Source organism: Flavobacterium sp. 103 (assembly GCF_003096795.1).
GTDB lineage: Bacteria > Bacteroidota > Bacteroidia > Flavobacteriales > Flavobacteriaceae > Flavobacterium.
Genome location: NZ_QENX01000001.1, coordinates 4,263,150 through 4,289,412, shown reverse-complemented (window position 1 = coordinate 4,289,412; position 26,263 = coordinate 4,263,150). Strand labels below are relative to the sequence as shown.

General features: G+C 32.8%; 29 protein-coding genes. 2 read left to right on the top strand and 27 right to left on the bottom strand.

Annotated elements, in window-relative coordinates:
• The first annotated feature begins 50 nt into the window (after window positions 1–50).
• A complete protein-coding gene (locus C8C85_RS18215; protein WP_116798292.1) occupies window positions 51–941 on the top strand; it encodes a Ppx/GppA phosphatase family protein in 891 nt (296 codons plus the stop codon).
• Window positions 942–1,224: 283 nt separating this feature from the next.
• Here the strand turns inward: C8C85_RS18215 and C8C85_RS18210 are convergent, their stop codons facing one another.
• The 27 genes from C8C85_RS18210 to C8C85_RS18085 all read right to left on the bottom strand — a co-directional run bounded on the left by C8C85_RS18210 (window position 1,225) and on the right by C8C85_RS18085 (window position 25,200).
• Window positions 1,225–2,394, bottom strand: a complete 1,170-nt coding sequence (locus tag C8C85_RS18210; RefSeq protein ID WP_207786945.1) for an OFA family MFS transporter — start codon at window positions 2,392–2,394, stop codon at window positions 1,225–1,227.
• Between the two features lie 21 nt (window positions 2,395–2,415).
• Window positions 2,416–3,198, bottom strand: coding sequence for a pyruvate formate-lyase-activating protein (gene pflA / locus C8C85_RS18205; RefSeq protein WP_116798290.1), 783 nt, complete (start codon window positions 3,196–3,198; stop codon window positions 2,416–2,418).
• Window positions 3,199–3,301: 103 nt separating this feature from the next.
• The gene (pflB, locus tag C8C85_RS18200; RefSeq protein ID WP_116798289.1) at window positions 3,302–5,536 is read right to left on the bottom strand and encodes a formate C-acetyltransferase; all 2,235 of its coding nucleotides are present in this window, start codon (window positions 5,534–5,536) and stop codon (window positions 3,302–3,304) included.
• Between the two features lie 349 nt (window positions 5,537–5,885).
• Window positions 5,886–6,329 (bottom strand): DinB family protein, encoded by a 444-nt coding sequence (locus tag C8C85_RS18195; RefSeq protein ID WP_116798288.1) that lies wholly within the window; start codon window positions 6,327–6,329, stop codon window positions 5,886–5,888.
• A 2-nt stretch (window positions 6,330–6,331) separates the two neighbouring features.
• Window positions 6,332–6,805 carry a nuclear transport factor 2 family protein gene (locus C8C85_RS18190; RefSeq protein ID WP_116798287.1) on the bottom strand — a complete coding sequence of 158 codons (474 nt, stop codon included), beginning with the start codon at window positions 6,803–6,805 and terminating at the stop codon, window positions 6,332–6,334.
• Window positions 6,806–6,992: 187 nt separating this feature from the next.
• Entirely contained in the window at window positions 6,993–8,687 is a 1,695-nt protein-coding gene (locus C8C85_RS18185; protein ID WP_116798286.1) for an Ig-like domain-containing protein, read from the bottom strand.
• A 281-nt stretch (window positions 8,688–8,968) separates the two neighbouring features.
• On the bottom strand, window positions 8,969–9,262 hold the full coding sequence (locus C8C85_RS18180) for a hypothetical protein (protein WP_116798285.1): 294 nt from the start codon (window positions 9,260–9,262) through the stop codon (window positions 8,969–8,971).
• Between the two features lie 157 nt (window positions 9,263–9,419).
• Window positions 9,420–9,686, bottom strand: coding sequence for a YtxH domain-containing protein (locus C8C85_RS18175; RefSeq protein WP_116798284.1), 267 nt, complete (start codon window positions 9,684–9,686; stop codon window positions 9,420–9,422).
• Window positions 9,687–9,844: 158 nt separating this feature from the next.
• A complete protein-coding gene (locus C8C85_RS18170) occupies window positions 9,845–10,000 on the bottom strand; it encodes a lmo0937 family membrane protein (RefSeq protein ID WP_116798283.1) in 156 nt (51 codons plus the stop codon).
• Window positions 10,001–10,070: 70 nt separating this feature from the next.
• The gene (locus C8C85_RS18165) at window positions 10,071–10,535 is read right to left on the bottom strand and encodes a hypothetical protein (RefSeq protein ID WP_116798282.1); all 465 of its coding nucleotides are present in this window, start codon (window positions 10,533–10,535) and stop codon (window positions 10,071–10,073) included.
• A 91-nt stretch (window positions 10,536–10,626) separates the two neighbouring features.
• Window positions 10,627–10,812 carry a CsbD family protein gene (locus C8C85_RS18160; protein WP_116798529.1) on the bottom strand — a complete coding sequence of 62 codons (186 nt, stop codon included), beginning with the start codon at window positions 10,810–10,812 and terminating at the stop codon, window positions 10,627–10,629.
• Between the two features lie 121 nt (window positions 10,813–10,933).
• On the bottom strand, window positions 10,934–11,392 hold the full coding sequence (locus tag C8C85_RS18155; RefSeq protein ID WP_116798281.1) for a low affinity iron permease family protein: 459 nt from the start codon (window positions 11,390–11,392) through the stop codon (window positions 10,934–10,936).
• A gap of 114 nt (window positions 11,393–11,506) precedes the next feature.
• Window positions 11,507–11,896 carry a hypothetical protein gene (locus tag C8C85_RS18150; RefSeq protein ID WP_116798280.1) on the bottom strand — a complete coding sequence of 130 codons (390 nt, stop codon included), beginning with the start codon at window positions 11,894–11,896 and terminating at the stop codon, window positions 11,507–11,509.
• Window positions 11,897–11,906: 10 nt separating this feature from the next.
• The gene (locus tag C8C85_RS18145; protein ID WP_116798279.1) at window positions 11,907–12,131 is read right to left on the bottom strand and encodes a hypothetical protein; all 225 of its coding nucleotides are present in this window, start codon (window positions 12,129–12,131) and stop codon (window positions 11,907–11,909) included.
• Window positions 12,132–12,143: 12 nt separating this feature from the next.
• On the bottom strand, window positions 12,144–12,620 hold the full coding sequence (locus C8C85_RS18140) for a hypothetical protein (protein WP_116798278.1): 477 nt from the start codon (window positions 12,618–12,620) through the stop codon (window positions 12,144–12,146).
• A gap of 133 nt (window positions 12,621–12,753) precedes the next feature.
• Window positions 12,754–13,521, bottom strand: a complete 768-nt coding sequence (locus C8C85_RS18135) for an MlaD family protein (RefSeq protein WP_116798277.1) — start codon at window positions 13,519–13,521, stop codon at window positions 12,754–12,756.
• A 27-nt stretch (window positions 13,522–13,548) separates the two neighbouring features.
• Window positions 13,549–14,325, bottom strand: coding sequence for an ABC transporter ATP-binding protein (locus tag C8C85_RS18130; protein WP_116798276.1), 777 nt, complete (start codon window positions 14,323–14,325; stop codon window positions 13,549–13,551).
• A gap of 3 nt (window positions 14,326–14,328) precedes the next feature.
• The gene (locus C8C85_RS18125; protein WP_116798275.1) at window positions 14,329–15,123 is read right to left on the bottom strand and encodes an MlaE family ABC transporter permease; all 795 of its coding nucleotides are present in this window, start codon (window positions 15,121–15,123) and stop codon (window positions 14,329–14,331) included.
• A 49-nt stretch (window positions 15,124–15,172) separates the two neighbouring features.
• Entirely contained in the window at window positions 15,173–15,658 is a 486-nt protein-coding gene (locus tag C8C85_RS18120) for a PA2169 family four-helix-bundle protein (RefSeq protein WP_116798274.1), read from the bottom strand.
• A 123-nt stretch (window positions 15,659–15,781) separates the two neighbouring features.
• The gene (locus C8C85_RS18115) at window positions 15,782–18,175 is read right to left on the bottom strand and encodes a glycosyltransferase (RefSeq protein WP_207786944.1); all 2,394 of its coding nucleotides are present in this window, start codon (window positions 18,173–18,175) and stop codon (window positions 15,782–15,784) included.
• Complete coding sequence (locus C8C85_RS18110) at window positions 18,165–19,211, bottom strand: pesticidal protein Cry7Aa (protein WP_116798273.1); 1,047 nt, start codon at window positions 19,209–19,211, stop codon at window positions 18,165–18,167. The genes C8C85_RS18115 and C8C85_RS18110 overlap by 11 nt, the downstream gene beginning before the upstream one ends.
• Before the next feature lie 518 nt (window positions 19,212–19,729).
• A complete protein-coding gene (locus C8C85_RS18720) occupies window positions 19,730–21,184 on the bottom strand; it encodes an OmpA family protein (RefSeq protein WP_116798272.1) in 1,455 nt (484 codons plus the stop codon).
• Between the two features lie 307 nt (window positions 21,185–21,491).
• The gene (locus tag C8C85_RS18715) at window positions 21,492–22,565 is read right to left on the bottom strand and encodes an OmpA family protein (RefSeq protein ID WP_116798271.1); all 1,074 of its coding nucleotides are present in this window, start codon (window positions 22,563–22,565) and stop codon (window positions 21,492–21,494) included.
• A 169-nt stretch (window positions 22,566–22,734) separates the two neighbouring features.
• A complete protein-coding gene (locus tag C8C85_RS18095; protein WP_116798270.1) occupies window positions 22,735–23,811 on the bottom strand; it encodes an AI-2E family transporter in 1,077 nt (358 codons plus the stop codon).
• A 97-nt stretch (window positions 23,812–23,908) separates the two neighbouring features.
• Entirely contained in the window at window positions 23,909–24,490 is a 582-nt protein-coding gene (locus tag C8C85_RS18090) for an NADPH-dependent FMN reductase (protein ID WP_116798269.1), read from the bottom strand.
• A gap of 39 nt (window positions 24,491–24,529) precedes the next feature.
• Window positions 24,530–24,703, bottom strand: a complete 174-nt coding sequence (locus C8C85_RS18495; RefSeq protein WP_165818134.1) for a hypothetical protein — start codon at window positions 24,701–24,703, stop codon at window positions 24,530–24,532.
• A gap of 23 nt (window positions 24,704–24,726) precedes the next feature.
• Window positions 24,727–25,200, bottom strand: coding sequence for a Dps family protein (locus C8C85_RS18085; protein ID WP_116798268.1), 474 nt, complete (start codon window positions 25,198–25,200; stop codon window positions 24,727–24,729).
• Between the two features lie 313 nt (window positions 25,201–25,513).
• Here C8C85_RS18085 and C8C85_RS18080 point away from each other — a divergent pair, with 313 nt between their 5' ends.
• Window positions 25,514–26,119 carry a 2,3-bisphosphoglycerate-dependent phosphoglycerate mutase gene (locus C8C85_RS18080; protein ID WP_116798267.1) on the top strand — a complete coding sequence of 202 codons (606 nt, stop codon included), beginning with the start codon at window positions 25,514–25,516 and terminating at the stop codon, window positions 26,117–26,119.
• The last annotated feature ends 144 nt before the right edge of the window (window positions 26,120–26,263 follow it).

The window sequence follows — 26,263 nt, the reverse complement described above, 5'->3', positions numbered from 1 at the left end:
ATAACGCAAGAATAGAATTATTCTAAACCATAAATCGCATCCTAGAGAATATGATTAAAATTAAAAAATATGCTGCTATTGATATTGGGTCGAATGCTATGCGTTTATTAATCACCAATATTGTAGAAGAAGAAGGGAAGGAAACACAATTCAATAAGAGTTCATTAGTGCGTGTGCCTATTCGTTTAGGGCAAGACGCTTTTACTGTGGGGGAAATTTCTCAAGAAAATATAGAGCGAATGATTGATGCCATGAAGGCATTCAATTTGTTAATGAAAGTGCATAAAGTAGAACGATATATGGCCTTTGCAACATCGGCAATGCGTGAAGCCTATAATGCAAAAGAAGTGGTCGCTTTAATAAAAAAGAAAGCGGACATTAAAATAGAAATTATTGATGGTAAAAAAGAAGCCGCTATAATAGCTTCTACAGATTTACATCATTTATTAAAAACTGACGAAACCTATCTGTTTGTAGACGTTGGAGGTGGAAGCACTGAATTCACATTATTCTCTAACGGAAAAATGGTAAATTCAAGGTCATTTAAAGCAGGAACGGTTCGATTACTAAATGATATGGTTTGCGATGTAGTCTGGGATGAAATTGAAAAATGGATTAAAAATAATACTGCCGATTATGAAGAGGTTACCTTAATAGGATCTGGCGGGAATATTAATAAATTGTTCAAAATGTCGGGTAAAATTCAAGAAAAACCTTTATCATACATTTATATGAACTCCCAATATGCTTATTTAAGTTCACTTTCTTATGAACAAAGAATTTCTCAATTAGGTTTAAACCCTGACCGAGCAGACGTAATTGTTCCAGCAACTCGTATTTATTTGAATGCAATGAAATGGAGTGGCGCCAGACAGATTTATGTTCCAAAAATTGGACTTTCAGATGGAATAGTAAAAGCTATGTATTATGGGAAAGTATAGTAAAATAGATTAATTTCTTACTGTATTGTCAAAAACAAAGTAAAAAAGCAGTTCAATTTGAACTGCTTTTTTGTGTATTTTCTAAATAGCATTAACTTGAGTTCGATTATTTTTTTACAGCAGAAACATTAAGCATTTTTGTTAATATCGTCCCGCTTTTCGCTGCAATCTCCCGAAAAAAAATTCGGGAGGATTTCCACTTCAATCGGGGCTAAAAGGAGATATTTTGCTTTTTTTGCCACTATCTAATAAAGGAGTAATAGCAATAATCGAATTCAGGTTATTAAGTAAGTTTTAATAAAAGATTTTTTAGCCACAATCCAACAAATAAAGCAATTACAAGCAATATAGCAAACAGATAGAAAATTGTGATTTCGGTGCTTAAGCCTAGTAATAATGGTCCAACAAAAGCTGCAGCCGACCAAGCAGTTAATGTGTAACCAAGAACCGGTCCATATTTTTCTGTTCCAAAAATATTTTTTACAAATGAAGGCATGGTTGCAAATCCAGCTCCATAACCTGCAATAATAATAAAGGTTAGAGCTTGGAACGAGATTCTATCGGTTGAAAAAGTAGGTATTAATGCGAAGCAGGCAGCGTTTATTCCAATAAAGATCATAAAAGTTCTCCAACAACCTATTTTATCGGAAATGCTTGACCAGAACAAACGCCCCAATCCATTAAACAAACCGATGATAGCCACAAACATTGTTGCTTGTGTAGCACTCATTCCTACAACTTCTTCTCCTAAAATTGCAGCTTTAGAGATTATGGCAATTCCTCCACATACGTTTAGGAATAACAATAACCATAATGCAATAAAACGTTTGTCGGTTATAATTTGTTTTGGAGTCAAATCTACATGTGTATGTTGATTTTCAGATGTGCTTATCGGATTGGACAAATATAAAGCACTCAAAAGCATACAAATTCCGTAACAGATTCCTAAAGTAGAAAATGCACCAGACAGTCCCATTGAAGTATATAAAGGACCAATTAAAAAGGAAGCCAATAAAGAACCCAAAGCAAATGACATTATGATAATCCCGGAAGCCAACCCTGGACGGTCAGGAAACCATTTTACAACAGTATAAACAGGGACAATATACCCAAATCCTAATCCGATTCCTTGTAAAACTCCAAATGTTAAATAGAACAAATAGATGGAACTCATTTTGACTGCCAAAGCACTGCCCAATAAGCCAATAGTTAAAAATAGGGTTGCTATTAATCCAGCTTTTGTTGGGCCAATTTTTTGAGTAAATTTACCCATAAAAGCAGCTGTTAATCCTAAAAAGCAAATTGCTAAGCTAAAACCTGTTTTGGTATCGTGAGCATCCCAGTTTAATTCCTTTGATAAGGGTTCTATCCATTTGCTATAAGCGTATATAGACCCGATTGACAGTTGCATAATCATTCCTGCCAATACGATCAAATATTTATTTTTTGACATGATTGTATTGTTATTAAGACCTTATTTAATTTTTACATTTTTGAAGTAGAGCCTGAATATTTTGGCAGCTTTATTTACTTCTTCTGCTGTATGAGGCACTGTGTCTGCTAATTGATACTCCAAGCCTAAGATTTCCCATTTGTGCTTTCCTAATTGATGAAAAGGAATAATTTCGACTCTTTCCACTGTTTTATACGAAGTAAAATGCTGTCCCCATTCATGTAGGTATTCTTCCTGATCGCTCCAACCTGGAACCAATACATAACGCAGCCACATCGGCTTTCCAGTACTTTCTCTGTATTCTGCAACTCGTAAAGTGGTTTTATTTTTTAGCCCTGTTAGTTTTTTATGCCATTCTTTGTTGATGTGTTTAACATCCAATAGCAATAAATCGGTTTTTTCTAATAGTTGTTCTGTTTTGGAATCTAAAACCCTTCCATTGGAATCCAAACAAGTATGTATTCCATTTTCGTGTAAACGGTCAAAAAAGTGAATTAATTTTTCACGTTGCAATAACGGTTCGCCACCAGAGACGGTTATACCTCCTTTCTTTCCGAAATAAGATTTTTGGTGCAATGCCTTTTCGATTAGTTCCTCTATAGGCATAAAAGAACCCCCATGAATATCCAAAGTATCTGGATTTTGACAATACAAACATCTGAATTGACATCCTTGTACAAAAACTACCATTCTAATTCCAGGCCCATCATGAGTCCCTAATGTTTCTATAGAGTGGATTCGTAATAATTCGGGGTTTTGTGCGTCGATCGAGTCGTCAATATATTCTTGTTGTGGAAAGTACATTCGAATAAAAAGATTTAAAAAAAACCTGTCTAAATCAAACTCAATTTAGTTTCTTTAGACAGGTTAGTGTGGTTTAATTCAAAATTTATAGTTCAGTGTTAATTTACATTGTTTCGTGAAAAGTTCTTGTAATAACTTCCAATTGATGTGCTTTGGACAATCGAACGAAATTCACTGCATAACCAGAAACTCTAATGGTTAATTGAGGATAGTTCTCCGGGTGATTGTAAGCATCCATTAAGGTTTCTTTATCCAAAACATTGACATTCAAGTGGTGCGCATTTTTTCCAAAATAACTGTCTAAGATGGTTTCCAAATTTGAAATTTGTTCTTCTTTGTCAGATCCTAAAGATTTTGGTACCATTGTGAATGTGTATGATATACCATCTTGAGCATCTTCATAATTCAATTTACTTACTGAATTTAAGGAAGCGATAGCACCATTTACATCTCTACCGTGCATTGGATTTGCTCCAGGAGCAAAAGCCTCACCAGCTTTACGACCATCCGGTGTGGAACCTGTATTTGAACCATACATTACATTTGATGTAATTGTCAATAAAGATAGAGTAGGAGTGGCATTTTTATAAGCCTTGTGTTTTCTTAATTCCTCAATAAAAATAGTAGTGATTTCTTGTGCAATGCTATCGACTCTGTCATCATCATTACCGAATTTTGGAAAATCACCTTCAATATTGAAATCTACTGTTAATCCGATATCGTTTCTTACTGGAGTTACTTTAGCATATTTAATTGCTGAAAGTGAATCGGCAATGATAGATATTCCAGCTGCACCATAAGCAATATCAATATTAGGATCACTATCAATCAATGCCATTTGGGCTCTTTCATAATAGTATTTGTCATGCATATAATGAATGATGTACATGGATTTTGCATAAACTCTTGCCACTTCAGCCAAAGTTATTTTGAACATATTAATAACAGAATCATAGTCTAAAACACCATCTTCCATTTGAGGAATATTTCTAATAACTACTGATCCTTTATCTTCTTCTCTACCGCCATTCAAAGCCATTAATAAGGCTTTTGGCAAATTGGCACGGGCTCCAAAGTGTTGAATTGTTTTTCCAATTTTTTGGTAAGAAACACAACAAGCAATTCCGTAGTCATCAGAACCTCTATTGGTACGCATCAAATCATCATTTTCATATTGTAGGGATGATGTGTCAATAGATACTTGTGCACAAAAATCTTTAAAACCTATTGGTAAATTTTGAGACCATAAAATTGTTAAATTTGGCTCCGGAGAAGCTCCTAAGTTATAAAGTGTTTGCAAAAATCTAAAAGAGGTTTTAGTTACTTTAGTTCTACCATCATTAAGTTGTCCACCAATGGCTTCAGTCACCCAAGTTGGGTCTCCACCAAAAATTTCATCATAAGCACCTGGACGTAAATGGCGCACCAAACGAAGTTTCATCACAAATTGGTCTATAAATTCTTGTGCTTCTTCCTCTGTTATTAGACCTGATTTTAAATCATTTTCTATATAAATATCTAAAAATGATGATACATTACCAAGTGACATAGCGGCACCATCTTGTTCTTTTACAGCACTTAAATAAGCCAAGTAAGTAAATTGTACAGCTTCTTGTGCGTTGGTCGCAGGAACAGAAATATCAATGCCATAAGAATTGGCCATGATTTTCATATCCTGTAAGGCTTTTATTTGCTCTGAAATTTCTTCTCTAAGACGCACTTTGTGATCGGTCATTTCACCAGCAACAGCTGCAAAATCATTTTTCTTGATTTCAATCAAACGATCGACTCCATAAAGAGCGATTCTTCTAAAATCACCAATGATTCTTCCTCTAGCATAATTATCAGGCAGACCAGTTAATAAGTGTTTTGAACGATAGGCTCTAATTTCGCTATCATAAGCACTAAAAACAGCTTGATTATGATCTTTTGCATAATTAAAAATTTTAACCACTTCATCAGATACCTTCAATCCTCTTTCTGCTACAGCAGATTCTACCAATTTAATACCGCCGAAAGGCTTCATAGCTCTTTTTAAAAGAACATCGGTTTGTAAACCTACAATAACTTCATTTTCTTTATTAATGTATCCTGGTCCAAATGAGGTTATATTTGAAATAACGTTTGTGTCAATTGCCAAGCATCCATTGTTTTTTCTTTCCTGAAGTAAATTTTCTTTGCAAACACTCCATAGCGTTTTAGTTTTCTCTGATGGTCCCACTAAAAATTTGGCATCTCCTTCATAAGGAGTAATATTTTGCAAAACAAAATCATAAACATCAATTGCATTATTCCAATTTCCTGTTTTAAAATATAGTGTTTCTGTCGTACTTTTCATTTCTATTAAAATTATTAGTTAACGTTTTTTTACTTGTAATAAACTGAATTATACTAGTAAATTTAGTGATTTTATGGGTTGAAAAGACGCTTTGGTTGATTTTTAAACAATAATTAAGGTATTCATTTTTAAGTAGTTGTTTGTTTAAGTTTTACTTAGTTTTTGTGATTATTTCAAAAAACTATTACGTTATCGATAAAATTTATAGCAATTTATTTTTATAAGATTATCTGGGTTAAAAAATATTTATCAAATATTTTATTCTGGAAATGATTTAACAGCAATAAAATTTAAATCATATTATAGACAAAGTCAATTGTTCTTTGGTTACAATAAGATGATTTCAAACCTAATTATCGAGTAATCGTCTGTGATAATTTATTTGTCCCAAGTGATAGGTAAGGTGTGTTGTGAGGTGAATTAACAGAAATTCTGTTGAAGTTTTAGCTTCAAAAACTAAAATTGGATATTCCTTTTTTAAATCTTCTTCCGTTAAAAGTATAAGAGCATCATTAACGGTTTGTCTTGTTGCTTCAATTTGGGCTATAAGTATTTCTTTTGGAATGTCTTTATTGGAAAATTCTAGTTCCCGATTTCTGATATAGTTTGTTTTTCCAATTTGAACTCCGATATAGGTATTTAGATTCCCAATTAAATGCAAGCAAAGATTCCCTGCCGAATTAGATATATTTCGATCAATACTCCAAATCTTACTTTCATTCTGGAATGATTCAATCTCCAATTTTAGTCTATTTAGGTCCCTGTTAAACAAAGTTTTTAAAGTCTCTATCATCTCTATGAAATTGTTTTAGTATAGTTGTTTAAAGAAGTTAGCGCTTGTTCTTGTATTTTCTTTTGCATAAAACCTGTCCAACCAAACAATAATCCTTTGAAACCTAATGCTTGTTTAGCCCATTTCCAAATGTCAAAATTATCAGTATGTCTAATAATTAAACCATCCTGAAACTTAAATTCACCATGAATAACATTAATAACTTTTCTATTGGTTTTGCTAAAATTATAGGTAGCGATCCATTTTGCAGTTCCTATATAATCATCAGCTTTAATATCTGAAAATTCAATTTTAATATTCCCTTTACTTTTTTCAATCAACATTTTCCACATTTGACTAGCATCATTTCCTTTTAGTATACCAAAAGCAGGATCTTGAAATTGAATTTCGGGATGATAACATTCACACATCGTTTTGGCATCACCATTTGCAAAAGCAGTATAGAACTTAAATATTAGTTGTTCGTTTGGATTCATTTTTATAAAATTTGAAAGTAAAAATAGTAATTTTTTTCATACTAATTGAACCTGTTTCTTATCAATATTTGAAAAAGGTAAGCTCTATTTAATACTTGATAAACTTATTATTTTCCAAACAAAAAAGGATAGGCTTTTTTAATTACCTATCCTTTGTATTATGAGTAGTCTTTTATTATTAAAACATTTATGGCTTAGAAATAATATTAGTATGCGTCATAACGATAGAACCATTTCTGGCTAACATTCTACCTTGGACAGTAGCATGTGAATTCAGTGTTATAGATGTCAATGCCAATATGTTTCCTTTAAATATAGTATAGTTTCCAATTGTCGCAGACCTACCCACTTGCCAAAAGATATTTTTGGCTTGAGCACCTCCGCTCAAAATAACATTTCCGCCGGCTCCACCTACAGTTGTAAAGTCTGAGGCTACTTGAAAAATCCAAACAGCATTAGCATCTCCTTGTGCGTCAAGAGTTAAATCTCCAGATTGTATTAAAAGGGTAGAAGTCGATTTATAAATACCAGGGGCCAGTGTTTTACCACCTTGATCACCAGATACCGTTGCTGGTGCTGGTGTTGAAGCACCTTCTGCAAAAAGATAGGCATTTGTCAAATCTTGCTTGGCTTTTATTAGCATAGCGCCTATTCCAGGAGGAGCAATATCATCAGAAGCGTAAATAGCACCTTCTACGATTATTGCAGGCGGAAAGCCAGTAATTGAAGATCGAACTCCCGGACTTATTCCTACGTCCATATTTCTTATTTCGCTAAAACCTGCATTATTGCTTACTCCAACACCAGCCAGAATTCCGAATCTCTCTGCTGATCCAAGGTTTACGGTGTTACCAACTAATGTAGAACTCGTGCTGAAATTCCATATATAATCGTTAGCTAATGCAACACCCGCCAAATTTTTGGCTCCAGAAATTGTTGCAGTATAAGTTGTTCCTGGCAAAAGATCACTACTTGGATCAAAAGTGGCTGTAGTACCTGTATAGGTAACAATTCCTATCACTGCTGTATTTCCATTTTTTACAATAAATGTTTTGTCATTAATAGTTTTAGGATCTATAGCAATACTGAAAGTAGCAGAAATCGATTTGTTAAGCATTGTTGCTGTTGCATTATCTAAAGGATCAGTAGAGACTACCGTTGGTGCTGTTGTAGCTCCAGTGGTAAACGTCCAAACATAATTAGAACTCAAAGCTGTTCCTTGTATATTTTTGGCTTCTGTCGTAATTGTAGCTGTATATTGTGTATTAGCCATTAAAGAAGTATTTGGCTTAAAATACGCTATTGTTCCATTATATGAAATACTTCCCTCAACTGTTGCTGCTCCTTGTTTGACAGTAAAACTATTTGCATTTATAGTAGTTTGATTCATTGGCATATTAAAATTAACAGCGACTACTTTATTAAGGACTACATTGGTAGTTTTATTGATAGGATCAGATGAAAGCACCATTGGGTTTAGGGTGGTTCCTGTACTAAAAGTCCAAACATAATCTGCTTCTAAGGCTTGGCCCAGTATATTTTGCACAGTTGTTTTAATAGTACCTGTGTACGTTGTATTGGCGGTAAGCGGAGCAGTTGGAATAAACGTAGCTGTTTTTCCAGTAATGGAAACTGTTCCTGCAACCAATGTTGTTCCTTGTACTGTAAAAGACGAGGAATCAAATGTGGAGGCTTTCATCTCTTGATTGAAAACTACCGAAATTTTTTGATCCAAAGGGACATTTATAGATCCATTTTCTGGATTAGCGGAAGTAACGATAGCAGATTCACCAGTTACTTGTTCTACATCGTCCTTTGAGCATCCAGTTATTAAAACAACAAGTGCTATCGCAATTGTCGTTATTAGTTTTTTAGTATTCATTTTTTTTGGGGATTTGATTATTTATATTGCAAAGTTTGCTTGATTAGCGCAAAAGAGTGTTATAGAATTCGGCCTATTAGTTGTATAATTCGCTGTTATCAAAAAATAGTTGCTTTACTATTTACTCCATAAAAAAAGCCAAATTGTACGAAATACAATTTGGCTTTTTGTTGTAGAGAAACCGATTAAAATCTACTTAGAACCCTAAACTTTTTCTATTGTTTTTTTATAAAAACTTTTTTCTTCAAGACAGAGCTATATGAAGTCAATTTTTGATTTCTTTATTTGTCATTAGCAGTCATGACACTTTTTTTCTCTTTTTCTTTATTTTTAATGAGAAGCTCTTTATTGGCAATAGTCAACTCTTCATTGCACTTTTTATTTTTCTGATAATGAAACATTAATACTTTATTGATATTTTTTAATTCTTCAATACATTTTTCGTTTTCATCATTTTGACAGACTAATTTTTTATTGTCTAAAGCCAATTTTGCTACTCTATTTTCTTTCTGCTGAACTTGAAAGGCCAATTTTTTATTTGCGCTTAATAATTCATTTTCATTTATTGAATCCATAAAATTTGTTGTTTTTAAAATTTAACCATAAATCTTCAAAGGATACAATCCAAATCATAAAAAAGAGTTTTAATTTATTTGTAATAAAAAAAAACAGCAGCAATAGCCTTCTTCTTTTAAAGAATATCTCTATTGTTACTGCCTTAATGATTTAAATTCAAGGATTGATACTTTTAATATCATCAAATTTTGATCTACTTTCAGCAACTAAGTCTTTTCCATTATGAACAATTTTTTCATAATTGTTTTTTAATGACCCAGATAGATTTTCCAATTTATCTTTCAAATTATCGGCATAATCACTGCCTTTTTGCTGAATTTTTTTTCTTGTATCTGCTCCTTTTGCAGGTGCAAACAATATTCCTACAACTGCTCCTGCGGCTATACCGCCTAATAGGCCTAATGCGATTTTATTTGCTTTCATAATATGTAAAATTTATTTGTTATCGATATATGGCATCGTTTTCTTTATTAATGTTTATCTCACAATCTTTTCTTTTCATCGGAGTTCGATGATTTTTCAATTGTTTACAACAAAAATGGTTTTAATGGCGATTCCCTATTTCTGTCTTTAAAGATTAATTATAAAACTTTTCTGCCTTGAATTATTCTTAATATTACTGCAATTAATGCAATTACAAGTAAAATGTGTATTATGGATCCTGCACTATAGGCAAAGAATCCGATTGCCCAAAAAATAACTAGTATTACTGCTACTGTATAAAGAAGATTACTCATGATTTCTATTTTTTTTAAAGATTAATTTTTAGCTGCAATCATCACTATTACAACTATATAACGCATTTGTTTAATTTTTGTTATTTACGGTGAAGTCTTTTAAGCTTTGTCCAAGTTCATCCATATCATGGTTGAATTCTCTCTTAAAAGATTGCCAATCGCTATTGACATCATTTTTATAGGAATCCATTTTTGCTTTTAGATTCTTATTTTTTTGTTCAATTGTATCGATGTTTCTTTGATATGCTTTATCGATGTCTTTTCCCGTTTTTTTGATTTTCAATTTCAATTCGGCTATTTTGGCATTGTTTTCTTCAATTTTTACATTGGTACTATCTTTAAATGCTTGCCATTCTTCAGCTGTTGCGACTCTTTTGGCTTCGTCCAAATCGTTTTCTGCATCTGTTACTGCAACTTTTGCACTGTCAACACTATCTTGTGCAGTTTGTTCTTTTTCTGTGTTTGGTTTACAACTCGTGACCATTGATCCGATCATGAAAGTTGCAATTGCAAGGGTTAAAATTGATTTTTTCATTTTAGTATATTTAAGATTATATTTTTTTTGTAAAAATTGTATCCATTTAAACAGTTGAAAATTATAAATGGATACAACTTGCAGCAACGATTTAAAGATCTTGAATAATTTTGTGAAGTTCTTCTTTGGTTTTACCCAATTTAATTTGAAGTTTTCCCAGCATTTCGTCTTTTTTTCCTTCAACAAATAATAAATCATTATCCGTTAAGGCAGCAAATTTTTGTTTCAATTTTCCTTTTTGCTCGTCCCAGTTTCCTTTTAGTTCTGTTGTGTTCATCTTGTCCATATTATGTGTGAAACCATTTTCACAACATTACAAAGGTGGGGTAATATTGACATAAAAGTGTTTCAAAATTCTTGAAAAGAGTTACATCATTTACGGTTTTACGTATAGCCCATTATTTTTCTCTGATATGATTTTCTTCTGTATCCAAGGCCTTATCAAGTTCTTTATTAAACTCTACTTTACATTCATCATCCAATTCCTTAATTTGTTCTGCTAAGTCAGAGTATTCTTTGGATAATTCGGTGATTTCCTTTTCGGTCTTGATTTCGGCATTCAATACGGCATTACTGGCGGTTTCATGAGAGGACACTAATTCATTTATTTTTAGATTCAAGGAAGCTGAGAATCGATTGAACGATTTTTGGATAATGAATAAACTCAGGAAAGTAACACCAAAAATGATATCCCCGATAATAAGATGTGCGTCATTTTTTATGAATAAACTATTGATCCACCAGAAAAGCACTAAACATAATGCTATTAAAAACGAAATGGAGTTTCCTAATATAGTTGTTGCCACAGATACCAATTTTTCGAAAAGATTTTCGGAATGGTTGTATATTTTATTCATGATATTTTATTTTAGAAAGTATAAAAAAGCCCTACCAATTTAATAGCAGGGCTTATTCTAAATTTTCAACAAACGTTCCCGTTGTCTTAAATTTAATTTTTTTTGTAAGAACGTTTATGCTTTTACGGTCTCAAAATAATCTGAAATAAAAAAGATTTTTTGAGTGTTACTCATTTTGTCTGCTTCTTTTACCACTATTTTAATATTAGCAAAGCGATGATCCTTTTGTGTTTTATTGAATAGTTCTGTTTTTGCATTGGTTGCACCAAAGAGCAATACGTCATCATATTTTAAAATGATTTCTTCTATTTTTTTATAGAATTCAGTTTGCAGTTGCTGTTCTTTATTATGCATCAATGATTCACTTTTAGTTAAACTTTTAACTTTATCTAGATGGGAAAAATTGGATTCAATTGTTTTCAATTCATTCCATTGATCCGTAAATTCTATGATGTGAGCTATTGAATGATCCATCCAAACGCCTAATTTTTTTTCTGTTTTCATTTTTTTGTTTTCAAATATTTAGAATATCAATTCCGTGATTTGGAGCATATTTATCTAAAATTTCTTTTAAAGAATTTAGATATTCATTTAGAACTTTTTTGTTCATTTCAGGATTTTCAATACCTGGAATGGTTTCTGGCATTTCTAGAAGATATTTTGACAATTCGGGATAGTCCTTTCTTATCAACATTGTGACCTTCAAGATTTGGTTGTTTAGTTCACTTTCAGCTTCCATTTTTATTAGGAATTAATGTTTACCATTTTTATGGCCATCATTACCATGATTGTCGTTATGCTTTTGGTTTCCATTATGATTATCATTATCATGTTTGTTGTAATTAGACGCTGTTCTGTAGTTTTCCTGATGTCCCTTATTATAGCCTTTGTAATATTTTACTTTGTGCTCATTGTAATGGGTATAAGGTCTTGTACCATGATAATCATTTAATACTACTTTATATCCATTGTACAAATCATAGTTTCTATAACGATTAGGCAGATTGTTAGATCTAATCCAAGCGCCATTGCTTAAAAAGATGAACTGTTGTGCATGTACATCATAATAGGATTGCACATCTGGAATATAATAATACGATACTTCGTTATAGCCAACCGGTCCCCATTGAGGCGGTGCTCCTACATTTACGTTTATGGATACTTGCGCATGATTTGCAGTTGATGCAAATAAGAATAGGGCTAGGGCAATTAGTTTTAGTGCTTTCATTTTTATTTTTTTTATTTTTTTATCTTCATTTATGAGGCGATTTATTCTCCTCTCAATTTGATATTACAAAGTTCATTCATAAACATTCAAACCTTGTTATAGTATTTCTAGTAAAGATTTCATAATTCACGGATTAGTTAGCTTTTGCTTTTAAATCTTTTTCCTTTTGTTTTTCTTCTTGTTTCTTGGTTTTGTCTTTTTCTTTTTGAATCTCTTCTTGTTTCTTGGCCTCGGCTTTTTCTTTTTTATTGAAATAGCCTTTCAGCAAAAAGTTGTGTTTTGCTGCTTCCATATTATCATCAAAACCTTTGGTTCCTTTTTCTAGGTTTGTCATAGTTGCATCCAATTTGTTGCCCATATGCTCATCCATTAACAGTTTGGATAAAGTTCCTTTTCCATTGTTTATTTTAAAACTGAACTCGGCCAATTGATCCGTAATTACAGCGGCATTATCTACTGTCGTTTTTACCCCTTTCATGATATCCTCGATTTCAATTGCTGTGAGCGAGGCAATTGTAGCATTGTCTTTTACAGTACTTTTTGATGTTGTTCCTGGAGATATAGTCAGTACTTTATCGCCCATCAGACCATCAGAACCGATGCTGGCTTTGGCGTCTGTTTTTATAAAGCGTCGAACTTCATCTTTAATCACTAATTTGACTACAACAGCAGAATCAGTAATGAGTTCAATTTCACTTACGGTCCCTACATTTATACCTGAGAATCGAACATTATTTCCCACCTTCAGTCCTGATACAGTTTTGAATTGTGATTGCAGCGTAAAAGTTGATCCAAATAAATTTTTCTGTTTTCCAACAAAGTATATGGTGCCAACAAAGAGAATCAATCCGATTGTTACAAACATTCCTAACTTCCATGTAAATCCTGATTCTTTATACATAATTTGAGTATTTTGTCTATTTATTTATTAAATGAAAAATGAACGAACCCATTCGTCTTCACTTTTTTCTAATTCGGCATAACTGCCTTCTGCGCAGATTACGCCATCTTTTATAATCATAATTCGGTTTGCTGTAATTTTGGCGCAGGCCATATCATGAGTAATAATAATAGAAGTTGTTTTGTATTTTTTTTGAACATACAATATCAGTTCACTAATTTCTCTTGAAGTTATAGCGTCCAAACCTGTGGTAGGTTCGTCATACAAAATGATTTCAGGTTTGATAATAATTGTTCTGGCTAAACCAATCCTTTTTCGCATACCACCAGACAATTCGGAAGGCATTTTGTCAATGGCTTCTTCTAAGCCTACACTTTCCAGTGCTTCTAGAATGGCTTCGTCAACTTCAGCAGAGGATACATGTGGAGAGTGGTGTTTTAAAGTAAACTCCAAATTCTGTCTAACAGTCATGGAATCATATAAAGCACCATTTTGAAAAAGAAAACCTATTCGAACTCTGATGTCGTTTAAATCATCATTCCTTAATTCGGTGATATCGGTTCCAAAAATTTTTATTTCACCTTCATCAACATGAATTAAACCTACTAAACATTTTATAGCTATTGATTTTCCAGAACCTGATCGGCCTAAAATGACCAAATTCTCTCCTTTTTTTACAGATAAATTAATGCCTTTGAGAACATCATTATCCCCAAAAGATTTGCAAACATTTTTCAGTTCTAGGATTGTTTCTACTGAATCTGTTGCCGTTTTTTTATTCTTTAATGGTTTTGCCTGTGTCATAATTTAATAAAATAAGTCGGTTATTTGCACGGCAATCATATCAAGGATGAAGATGCTTAAAGAAGCGGTAACTACTGCTGTGTTTGCTGCCTTTCCAACACTTTCAGTTCCATTTTCGGCATTAAATCCTTTATAGCAGCCCACTAGACCAATAGCAAATCCGAAGAAAAAAGTCTTTACTATCGCCGGTAGAATGTCCAGAAATTCAAGATGTTCTAATACATTGGAGAAATAACGGTAAAAGCCCATATTTTCATGAATGTTGTAACCTATATATCCACCAAAAACTCCAATGAAATCTGCGTAAATGACCAAAATTGGAATCATAATTGTGGTTGCCATAATTCTGGTTACCACTAAATATTTATAAGGATTTATAGCTGAAACTTCCATCGCATCAATTTGTTCAGTAACTTTCATAGAACCCAATTCTGCTCCTATTCCAGACGCAATTTTCCCGGCACAAATTAATGCCGTGATTACGGGGACAATTTCCCGTATTAGTGAAAGCCCAACCATACTGGGTAACCATGATTCGGCACCAAACTTCGCCATTGTTGGGCGAGATTGTATGGTAAGTACCAAACCCATTATAAAAGCAGTAATACTTACAATGGGTAAGGATTTGTATCCAATAGCATAACACTGCCAAAGAAATTCTTTGAATTCGAAGGAGGTCTTCGCAACTTCTTTAAAAAATCGTGTTGTAAATAGTGTAGCCTTTCCAATATCTTCAAAAATGTTTTTCAGATAGGTTTTTACAATCGATACTTTTATAATTTTTGCAGAACTATTCATGATTTAAAAAAAATAGAGTTGTTAAGTTGATTAAGCAAATGGATAGTCGTTAGGTTTGAGTTTCTAAATTGAATCTTCTGCAAGTCACCATCAAATCACCAAGACCTTTTAAGGTATCATGATCTTTCTTTATGGATTGATGTTGTGCATTAATTATGTTTTGATGTTTTGGAGACAAATGCTCTATATTATTATTCAAAACAGTGGTGTATTTTTTTAGGGTGACATCAGCATCGTATTCACATCTGTTTAGAATATCTTCACGATCTTTAATTCTAAATTTTGATCTTACTTCCCTGTAAATTTTAGATACTAATAAAATTATGGGGGATTCCATTGTCGGTTTTCCTCCTAATTTTAGAATTTCAGAAACCAATTCGGCTTTATACTGTTTGTTTTTTTCTTGAAATCCTGTAAACAACGTTATTAAATCGTATTCATTGATTTGCTTCGAGGCCATTATGTAACTTTCAAATCGGTTCTTATTTATCCCGATAAAAGCATTTAATGCATCAATAGATTTTTTCTTATTCATCAGATTCAAATTATGGTTGGCCTGTTTGATATCAAAAAAGCAAAATTTTCAATAAACAAAGGTCAATACTTTGGTATCCAAAAGTGTTTCATAACTTTGAGTAAATCTTATATAGTTCACACATTAAGCCAATGTTTTTTTATGGTTTACTTTAGAATAAAGCTCTTTTTGAGAACCATTGAGAGCATTTAGAAAAGACTTTCTGGTATTTTTTTCTATACATAATCTAGACATTAAGTAGCTTACGGTAGATTCTGCACCTTGATTTAAATTGACGTATGTATCTTCTAATCCGTCATAACAACCACCAGTACAAGGATTGTAAATAATTTGATGCAGGTGGTTGTTTCCTAAAAACCAACTGAAAGCAATTTTTATTTTTCGTTTGTATTCGGGGTCGTTGAAAGCTTTAGAAAATTTGCTTAACGCCAAAATAGTATAGGCAATATCTATAGGTTGTTCACCACCTATTGCTCGAATTTTTGCACTGTTGTTTTTTAGCAGCCACCCTTTATTGGATATTACTTTGATACTGTTGTCATTAAAAATTTTACCCAAAAGAAAGTCAAATGAATTTTTAGCTACAGCTTTATAGTTTGTGTCACCAGTACTCAAATAAGCACAAAGCATCGCTTCTGGCAAAATACTGTTGCCGTATGTCAAATAACTTTCAAACCAGTTCCAATTGGGTTTCGATTCATGCTTGTACATTTGAATCATTCTATCGGCCAGTTCTTTTATTATTATGGTATTTTGTTGTGATTTTTCTTTTGTGTTGACATAATAAAGCCCTTTTATTACAAAAGCCATTGCGCGTGTCGAATGCATTTTTAAAACATTGACAGAAGCTCGTTCCAAAGTCTTTTTTGCTTTTTCTACCAATGAACCTGGCAAAACTGATGCAAAAGAAATCAAATAACCTAAAGCCCAAATGGCTCTACCGTTAGAATCTTCAAGGTTAGTCTCGTAGTTTTGATCTGTAAAATCACCATCTTCATCTACATAATTTAGGAAAGAACCATCGTCCTGTAGACAAGAGGTGATAAAATTTAAATAGATTTTGATGTACTCTAAATCGGTTTTGTCTTTCGTTAATTCAAAATGTTCACACATCGCTACCATGGCACGGGCATTGTCATCTATGGTATATCCTGATTCAGAGTCGGGCTGATTGATAATAGAAAACTGAATCATACCAAAATCGGTCGTTAATCTTTTGATGTGGTCTAAATTGATTTCAGGAATTTTATATTCTAAAGTCAAATTTTCATCATCAATTTTCTCGAATAAAAAAGCATGGGCAATAGCCGAATTTTCCCAGGCTGTTGGCACAATTTTATGCAATCCGTTTGCGCTTATGTTTTTTCTTAATTTATTATCGAGTAACAAACGATTTACTTCTTTGGCCAATTGCTTAGAATTTCCAAAATCAATTATGATTCCAGCACCATCACTTAACACTTCACATGCGTGTGGAATAGGTGTGGAGACAATAGGGCAACCACAACTCATGGCATATGAAAAGGTTCCACTAACTGCTTGATTTGGGTCTTTTGAAGTAAACAAATAAATATCCGTAAGCTGCAAAAAGTCTAGAAGTTGGGGCAGGGGCAAAAAGGCATTGACAAATAATACGTGGTTTTGTAATTGCAGGCTTTGAATTTTTTCCTCCAGCATCATTCTGTATTTTTCACCTTCTACTTTTACTACAGATGGATGTGTTTTGCCAATTATTAAAAATAAAACATCATTGTTTTCTTTGATAATACTTGGCATGGCATCAAGTGTTGTTTCGATGCTTTTTCCTGAATTTAGTAATCCAAAAGTGGACAGTATTTTTTTCCCGGACAAATTATATTCTTCTTTCAAAAGTTCTTTGTCAGAATGGGGCACCAAATGAGTTCCATGAGGTATTACCGATATTTTTTCTGAATCGACTCCATAATCATTTTTCAAGATTAAAGCTGCCGAATTGGTCATCACAATTATCGAATGTGCTAGCTGTCCTATAACTTGAACATTTTCTTTAAGCGAATCATTCGGATTAGGTAATACTGTGTGAAATACAATTATTGAAGGTTTTTCAATTTTATATAGAAATTGTATTAAATGGGCTTCGTTATTTCTAAAAAGGCCAAACTCATGCTGAAGCAATACTATTTGAATCGAATTATTGGCATTGATTTTTTCGGACAAATTGCTGAAAGAATCGGGTTCATCAGTGTTGAGGATATATTTTACAGGTTCCTCATAATGATGTTTTTCGGCATCCGATTCCAATGCACAAATTTTTATATTAAATGAATTCTTAAATTTATTAATTAATGATTTAATCAAATCCTGAGAATAAGTTGCAATACCACATTCTCTAGGAGGGAAAGTGGTTATAAACAGTATTTCTGGAAGTTTTACGACTGTATTAGGAATCAAATGATTGATAATTGACGTTTTAGATTCTGTGTTTAATACTCCCATTGGAAGGATATTAGGGGTCTGTGTGGTGATTCTATTTCTCATCTTTAAAGGTATTAAGCATTAATTCTTTTAATAATTCAGATATACTCACAGAGGCAGTTCCAATTCGTTCATCGGCAGCTCCATAATATATATAAAGTGTATCTTCAAATAAAGCGGTTCCGCTGGGAAAACACACATTATTGACTTCACCTTTCAATTCCCAAACTAATTCGGGTTTGAAAAGGGGATAAGGCAATCGTGCAATTTCCTTCATTGGATTTTTTAAATCCAGTAAGGTTGCACAAGCAGAATAAACAAATCCTTTGATAGTATCCTGTACACCATGGTAAATGACAAGCCATCCCAAATGGGTCTCAATAGGAGGACAGCCTCCGCCAATATAACTGGCTTCATGTTCGTACTTGGGTTTCATTGCAATGCGTTCATCAAAATTTTCAAAATAATTTTCCCAAAATTCAGAGTTGAGTTCTTCTAAGCTTTTTACAAAAACGGCAATTTGTATATCGGGTTTTATACGATGCAGAAAAACGAATTGATTATCGATCTTTCTTGGGAAAAAAATGATATTTTTATCCCACAGCAGTACTTTTTCTCCTTTTTTCTGGGCTACTCCTTCATGATTATTATAGCGAAAGTATTTATCGTTCTTTTTTCTATCGTTTGTGGTATCCTCATCAAACTCATTGTAGGTAATTTGAGGAACAATTATCCCTTTTTTATCCCATTTCACTAAATCTATTGATGTTGCCAAAGCGCCCAATGCGTTCACTCCGTCATATGCAGTGTAGGTCATGTAATAGATGTCTTCAATTTTTACAATTCTGGGGTCTTCAACACCGTGAGATTCATAACTAAATTCGGAAAAAATAATAGGAACTAGATTACGGCTTTCGATGGTCAGAGGGCCTTTTAGTTTACAATATCCTATATTAGAATAATTTCCATTGCTTACAGCTCTATAAAACAAATGAACGTGTTCACCAATTCTTATTACAGCTGGATTTAATACTCCTTCATTCTCAAAAAGAAGTTCCGTTTTTTGAATAAGAACCCCTTCTTTTTTTACAGTTACCATGATTTTTTATTTGATTTTATTATAAAAAATTAGAATTATAAAGGTCAATTTTTATCGACTAAAATTGTTGCAATACTTTTTTAATAAGTTATATTATTAACAGATTTATAGATAGTTATACTATGGTGTTTAATTACTCTAGTTAAATTTTGAGTTGGTAGTAATAATCTTTTAAATAGAAAAGGGCCGTCGTTTCCAACAGCCCCCTTCACCCAAACCTATTATTATTTTTCCTGCCTAATGAATTCTTGTTTCCAAATGCTATATTTTAAATGTCTTTGCAAAAGAGCTGTGCATTAAATTGTATCTCTTGTTTGATATGAATGTAAAGGTCTATTTATAATGCCAAACAGGGTTACAATTTTATTTTAATAAGTTATACTATTTACTGTTTTGAATGAGTCTCTTTTTATATGCCAAATTTGTTATTTAATATGTTTTAGATTATAACAAAAAAAAGAGGTTGTTTTGCAACAACCTCTTTCGGAAAAAAACATTCAAAAAAAAAAATAAACTCTTTAATAAGTTGTTTTTAACTCAACTCTTCTGTTTTTGGCACGACCAGCAGCAGTTTTATTGCTTGCTATTGGTTTACCTTCTCCAAATCCTAAAGCAAGTAATCTACTTTCAGAGATACCTTTGCTAACTAAATATTGTTTTACTGACTCCATACGTTGTTGTGATAATTTGATGTTATATGCATCACTACCATTACTGTCTGTATGACCTTCAATTTGTAAATTGGTTGCTTCGTAACGATTTAGTATGAGAACTAACTCGTTTAGTTGTACGTAAGAAGATGTTTTCAACTTAGCGCTTGCATTTTCGAAGAAAAGTTTACCAGCGATATAGGCAATTCTTTTAACATCTTTTGGTGCAATTTCTGGACATCCTTTGTTAATGATGTTTCCTTTCACGGTAGGACAACGGTCATCAATATCCGGAACACCATCACCATCTGAATCAGGACAACCTTTTAGGGCAACTGGTCCAGCAGCATCAGGACAACGGTCTTCACTGTTTACAACACCATCTTTGTCATTATCCATAGGACATCCAGCAGCGTCAACTTTTTGACCAGCAGGGGTATTTGGACATTTATCATCGATATCTGCAACACCATCATTATCTACATCAGGACAACCTCTTAAAGCGACTGGTCCAGCAACATCAGGACAACGGTCTTTGGCATCGGCAACACCATCTTTGTCTCTGTCTGGACAACCATTTAAGGCTGGTGATCCCGCAACTTCAGGGCATTCGTCTAAATAATCGGCAACACCGTCATTGTCTTTATCAAGAGGACAACCGTTTTTGTCTACAACTATACCTGCTGGTGTGTCTGGACATTTGTCATTTCTGTCTGAAACACCATCTTTGTCGGCATCTTTTTTCTCTCCTAAGTTGAAAGATAATCCCACAGTATGCATTAGGAACGAATCTTTGCTTCCGCCAGAAACACCGTCTCTATCATCACCATCCGTAAACATAAAGGTTTCTTGTACATTAAGCATAACAACAGGGCTCAGCCTAAAGGTTAATCCACCACCCGCTGTTGGCAAAATATAATCGATTTTTTTACTGTTAACATCTAGTTTTTTATCAAAGAGCATAACTCCTAATCCTCCAAAAACGTATGGTCTTACCACGTAATCTGGATTTAATAAATTGATTTTTAAATTTAGGGCAAGAGATGAAAACTCACTGTTGAAATATCCATCAGGTCGATTATAAGCAACAGTTCCTTTATTTGCAGCTAAGTTCAAATCAAAATATTTTCCTAAATATCTGGAAACTGACAAACCTCCAACTCCATAAAAAGTCATATCGGTTTTATAGAAGTCATTTCCAAGATCTCCATTATATTGAGTTGCTCCACCAGATATTCCGATATTCCATTTTCGGTCTTCGGTTTGTGCATTCACAATAAATGTAAATGCTAAGCACGTACATAAGAATAGTAATTTTTTCATTTTGTGTTATGTTTAATTATTTAATCAAAGGTGACTCATAAATCGATTTTTTGAGTTACAAAACTTTTGTTAATAGTTGCATCATTCACACCTTTATTGAAAGAATCAAAAGATTTAATTGATTTTATATATTGATACTCAATTATTTATAATAATTCTGTAAAATTGCAATATATTCCACTTTACGGTTTTAGTTTTTGTATTTAAATTATTGTTGCAATTTTATTCTGGTTTTAAACAAAAAAAAAGAGATCGTTTTTTACAACGATCTCCCCTTAAAAATAAATATCCAAAAAAATAGAATAAACTATTTATATGTTGTTATCAATTCAACTCTTCTGTTTTTGGCTCTGCCTGAAGCAGTTTTGTTGTCGGCAATTGGTTTACCGTCTCCAAATCCTAAAGCAGTAAGCCTAGTTTCAGGTATTCCTTTGCTGATTAAATAAGTTTTTACAGATTCGGCACGTTGTTTTGATAAGTCTATATTAGCGAGGTCACCACCCACATTATCAGTATGACCACCAATTTGCAAATCAGTCGCATTATAACGTTTTAATATGACCACCAAATAATCAAGTTGAACATAAGACGATATTTTTAACTCTGCACTGCCATTCTCGAAGAAAAGTTTACCTGCAATATCAGCTATTTTTTTGACGTCTACTGGTGCAATTGTAGGACAGCCTTTGTCAATAATATTCCCTTTCTCGCTTGGACAACGGTCAACATTATCTGTTACACCATCGCCATCAGTATCTGCACAACCTTTTAGTGCTAATGGCCCAGCAGCATCAGGACAGAGATCCACTTCATTGGCTACACCATCATTATCATTGTCTAAAGGACACCCAGATGCATTTACTTTGTAACCTGCAGTTGTATTCGGGCATTTATCATCAATGTCTGCAACACCGTCTTTATCAACATCCTGGCAGCCTTTTAAGTCAACTGAACCGGCAACATCAGGACAACGGTCTTTGCTGTCAGCTATTCCGTCTTTATCAGTATCAGGACAACCATTCAAGGTTCCTAATCCTAGTACATCGGGACATTCGTCTAAATAATCGGCAACACCATCTATATCTTTATCAAGAGGACATCCAGTTTTGTCAACAGCGACACCAGCAGGAGTATTAGGACATTTATCATTTCTGTCGGAAACACCGTCATTATCAGTATCCTTTATTTCATCAAGAAGCGTAGTTGCTAAGTTTCCAACTCCATAAAACGGAATATTTGTTTTATAAAAATCATTTTCTAAATCTCCAATAGGTGAAGCTTTAGTTTCAGAAATTTTAATATCCCATTTTAGTTTTCCCGTTTTTGCTTCTGTACTATATGTAAATGCTAAACATATACATATGAATAATAATTTTTTCATTTTTGTGTTTTTTTAATTGTTTATATCAAAGGTCATTCACAAATTGATTTTAAGTGTTACATAACTTTTTCTATTAGTTACATGATTCACACCTTTTTAAATAAATTATAAAATGAGTTTGGATGTTTGCGGTTCTTTTTTGGAATAATAAATTGACTTTTACTATTCGTTATAATAGGGCTTTTATTTTTTTGAAAAAACTTGAATTTGTAGATTTTTTGCTTTCAATTTCTCCTATCAAAAAGCCATAAGGTTTCAATGCTTCAACATGATCACAGATGATTTTTAGCATGGCAGTTAATGGTATTGCCAAAATAATTCCAGGAATTCCCCAAAGTAGTTCACCTAGTACTAGTGCAATAATCGTAAATAAAGGATTAATTTTTACTTGAGGTCCTAGCATCAAAGGCTCAAGCAACCAGCCTTGTATAAATTGAACGATTCCGTATGTAATGGCAATACCACCAAGTAGAATTAAATTGCCTCCATGCATGGCTGCAATTAAAATCGTAAGTGCCGTTCCAGTGATGTTACCGACAAAAGGAATGATTTCTAGGAATCCACATAGTATGGCAAAAAAGAGTGCGTTTTCTAATCCAATAAAGCTAAAACCGATATAATACATAATCCATAAACAAACGATCATTTTTGAAAGGCCAATCAAATACTGTTGCGATACATTGGCCACCTTGTGTATTACTTGTTCCATTGCTTTTTGCTCTGAAATGGCAGTAAGTTTTAAGATAAATTGTTTGATATGCGAGCGATAGTACAACAAAAATAAAAAATAAGCCGTGACCAAAATAAGATTAGTTAATGTAATCGCCAGCGAACTTAATAGCATTTGCACCATATTTGAATAAGAAGGTTTTTCCTCTTTCAAAATTTTGTACTGTTCTTCTATCGAAATATTAAAATGGCTGTAAATGTATTTTTGAATGTAGACAACAGTATCAATGGCCTTATCTTTTAAAAGAGTGATATCGTTCATCACTTCAGATATTTTCCAACTCAGTAGTGCAATTAAGCCAGAAAGAAAAAGGAATAAAGCAAAAAAACAAAGAAATACTGCTATTCCTTTTGGAATTTTCTTTTTTTCCATCCAATTGCAAAAAGGTAAAAAAAGGGTAGCCAAAATTCCTCCAATTACAAAAGGCATAAGGAAAACTTTCCCATAATATAAACCTGTTATAAGAAGAAAAAATAGGAATAATTTCTTTGTGACAATAGTTGAGGAGGCAGTCATTTTTTATTTTTTATTTTAAAAATTATAGTATTGAGTTACCCCAATTAAAAATTCGAGTGCCTTCTTGCGGAAAACACTCGAATGAAACTCTTTTTCTTTATATGCTAATTACGTCCGATGAATAAAATTCTTTTTTGACCAATTTTATTGACCAAAGCAATTCTTTTATGAAAGCAGACGCCAGTTTATCAGTTGCGGCTTTGTGGATGGCATTTCCTAAATCATCAAATTCATTCTGAACTTTTGCAATCTGAAAAGTTGCAGGAATGGTAAATGCTTTAATTTTCCAAAGTACGAATTGTAAAAAAATCAAGACTTGTGATCCAGCATATCCTCCGGACGAAACAGTGGAAATTCCAATAGGTTTACGTTCCCATTCGGCGTACAAAAGATCAATAACATTTTTTAAACTAGCGGGATAACCTCCATTGTACTCCGGTGTAACGATAATAATACCTTCTGAAGCTTTGATTTTATCAGTAAATTCAAGTACCTGAGCTGTCGGTTTAACTTGAAATTCCAATCGCTCTTCAAATATTGGGAAATTATAGCTTTTCAGATCTAATATTTCGACTGCCGCCAATTCATTTTCTACGAGATACTTTTGCAAGTACAATGCGACACTGTGGCTTTTTCTACCTGTTCTTATACTCGACGAAATAATTGAAATATGATACATGACTTTTCTTTTTATATATTTTTATAGAATGAAGTGAACCTAAAGAGTTCTTATTTTTTCTATAAATAGAACATTGGATTTTTTAAAAGCTTCTGTTTTAAAATCAAATTGAATGGAGCCAGTATCAACTGCAGCATTTTTTCTAGAAGTTACTTTACCCACTTTGCAATGACTTTTGGAACTGAACCCTAATTCTTTTTCTACTTTATACATTTTTATAGTTTTTTTGTATTGACTTAACTTAAGTATCTTCTAAGTTTCCAGGCCATTGTTTCGTGGTCTTCCATTAAGCCAGTCAAAAAATCTGCTGAACCAGCATCATTATTTTCTTCAGCACAGACTGTTACATCTTTGCGTTGTTCAATAATAATGGTTTCATGATCTTCTAATAGTTCCAGTAGCATATCCTTTTGTGAAGGATATTTATTTGGATTTTCTTTAAGTCTTGTCAGTTCTGAAAATTCTTTCATGGTGCCAATAGCTTTCCCTCCCAATTTACTGATGCGTTCAGCAATTTCATCAATTGAAGATTCTAATTGTTTGTATTGGTTTTCAAATAATATGTGTAATTCCATAAAACTATTGCCAGATACATTCCAATGGAATTTTCGTATTTTTATATATAAAGTCATTTCATCTGCTAAAACTGAAGATAAGACTGCAATGCTTTTTTGTAAATTTTGTTTCGTAATTCCAATTTGTGGTTCCATATTTTCTAGTTTTTAATGCTGTTTTACGACTATTTTTTTTTTTAAAATTCTGATCTAGATTATTCAAAATCAGAAACCTTTAGAATACAAAGATGGAAACTTAAGCATGAAATACTGTTGTATAACTTTTGATAATAGTTATAGAATTTACAGATATTATTCGTTTTTATTTACTTATAAATCAATATTTTAGATTCTAAAAATAGAATTTATTTATCCTGCATTTCATAGAAATTTTACCAAAATTAGGATGTTGAATTCTCAATCAAATTCGCTGGTATTTCGGGTTTAAAAATGTAATAAAGAAATAAGTATGGCAATATTGACACTTATTCGGCACGGACAGTCGATTTATAATTTAGAGAATCTATTTACCGGTAATGTAGATGTGGCACTTACTCCTTTGGGAAAAGAAGAAGCAAAACAAGCAGGAATCAAGTTGAAGAATTTTGAATATAATATTGCATACACTTCTGTTCTAAAACGAGCAGAGGAATCTTTGAGAATAATTTTGGAAGTAATTCACCAAACTACGATCCCTATTATAGCAGATAAAGCTTTAAATGAAAGAAGATATGGAAGTTTGCAAGGACAAAACAAAGACGAAGTCTCAAAAAAATACAGTTCTAAACAAGTAGAAATTTGGAGAAGAAGTTATGATACTCGGCCGCCAGATGGCGAAAGTTTAGCCGATACTTACGATAGGGTAGTCCCTTATTTTAGAAAAGAAATAGAACCAAAACTTAGAACTGGACAAAATGTTTTGATAGTCGCTCACGGCAATAGTCTAAGAGCTTTAGTAATGTATCTGGAAGGTATCAGCAAGACTGAAATTGTCAATTTTGAAATCCCTACCGGCTTACCAAGACATTATATTTTTGATGCTAATCTAAATTTAAAGTCTGTAAAATACTTATAAAAAGCCGCAAAATATGTAATGGTTTAAAGCAAAGGAGAATATTTTTAACTGATTAACGGTTATCAAGCTCGTGTACCATTTCGTTGGTCATAGATGTAAGGTTGGAAAACTCCTATGTTCTTGATGCCGTTGCGCCAACCTGGC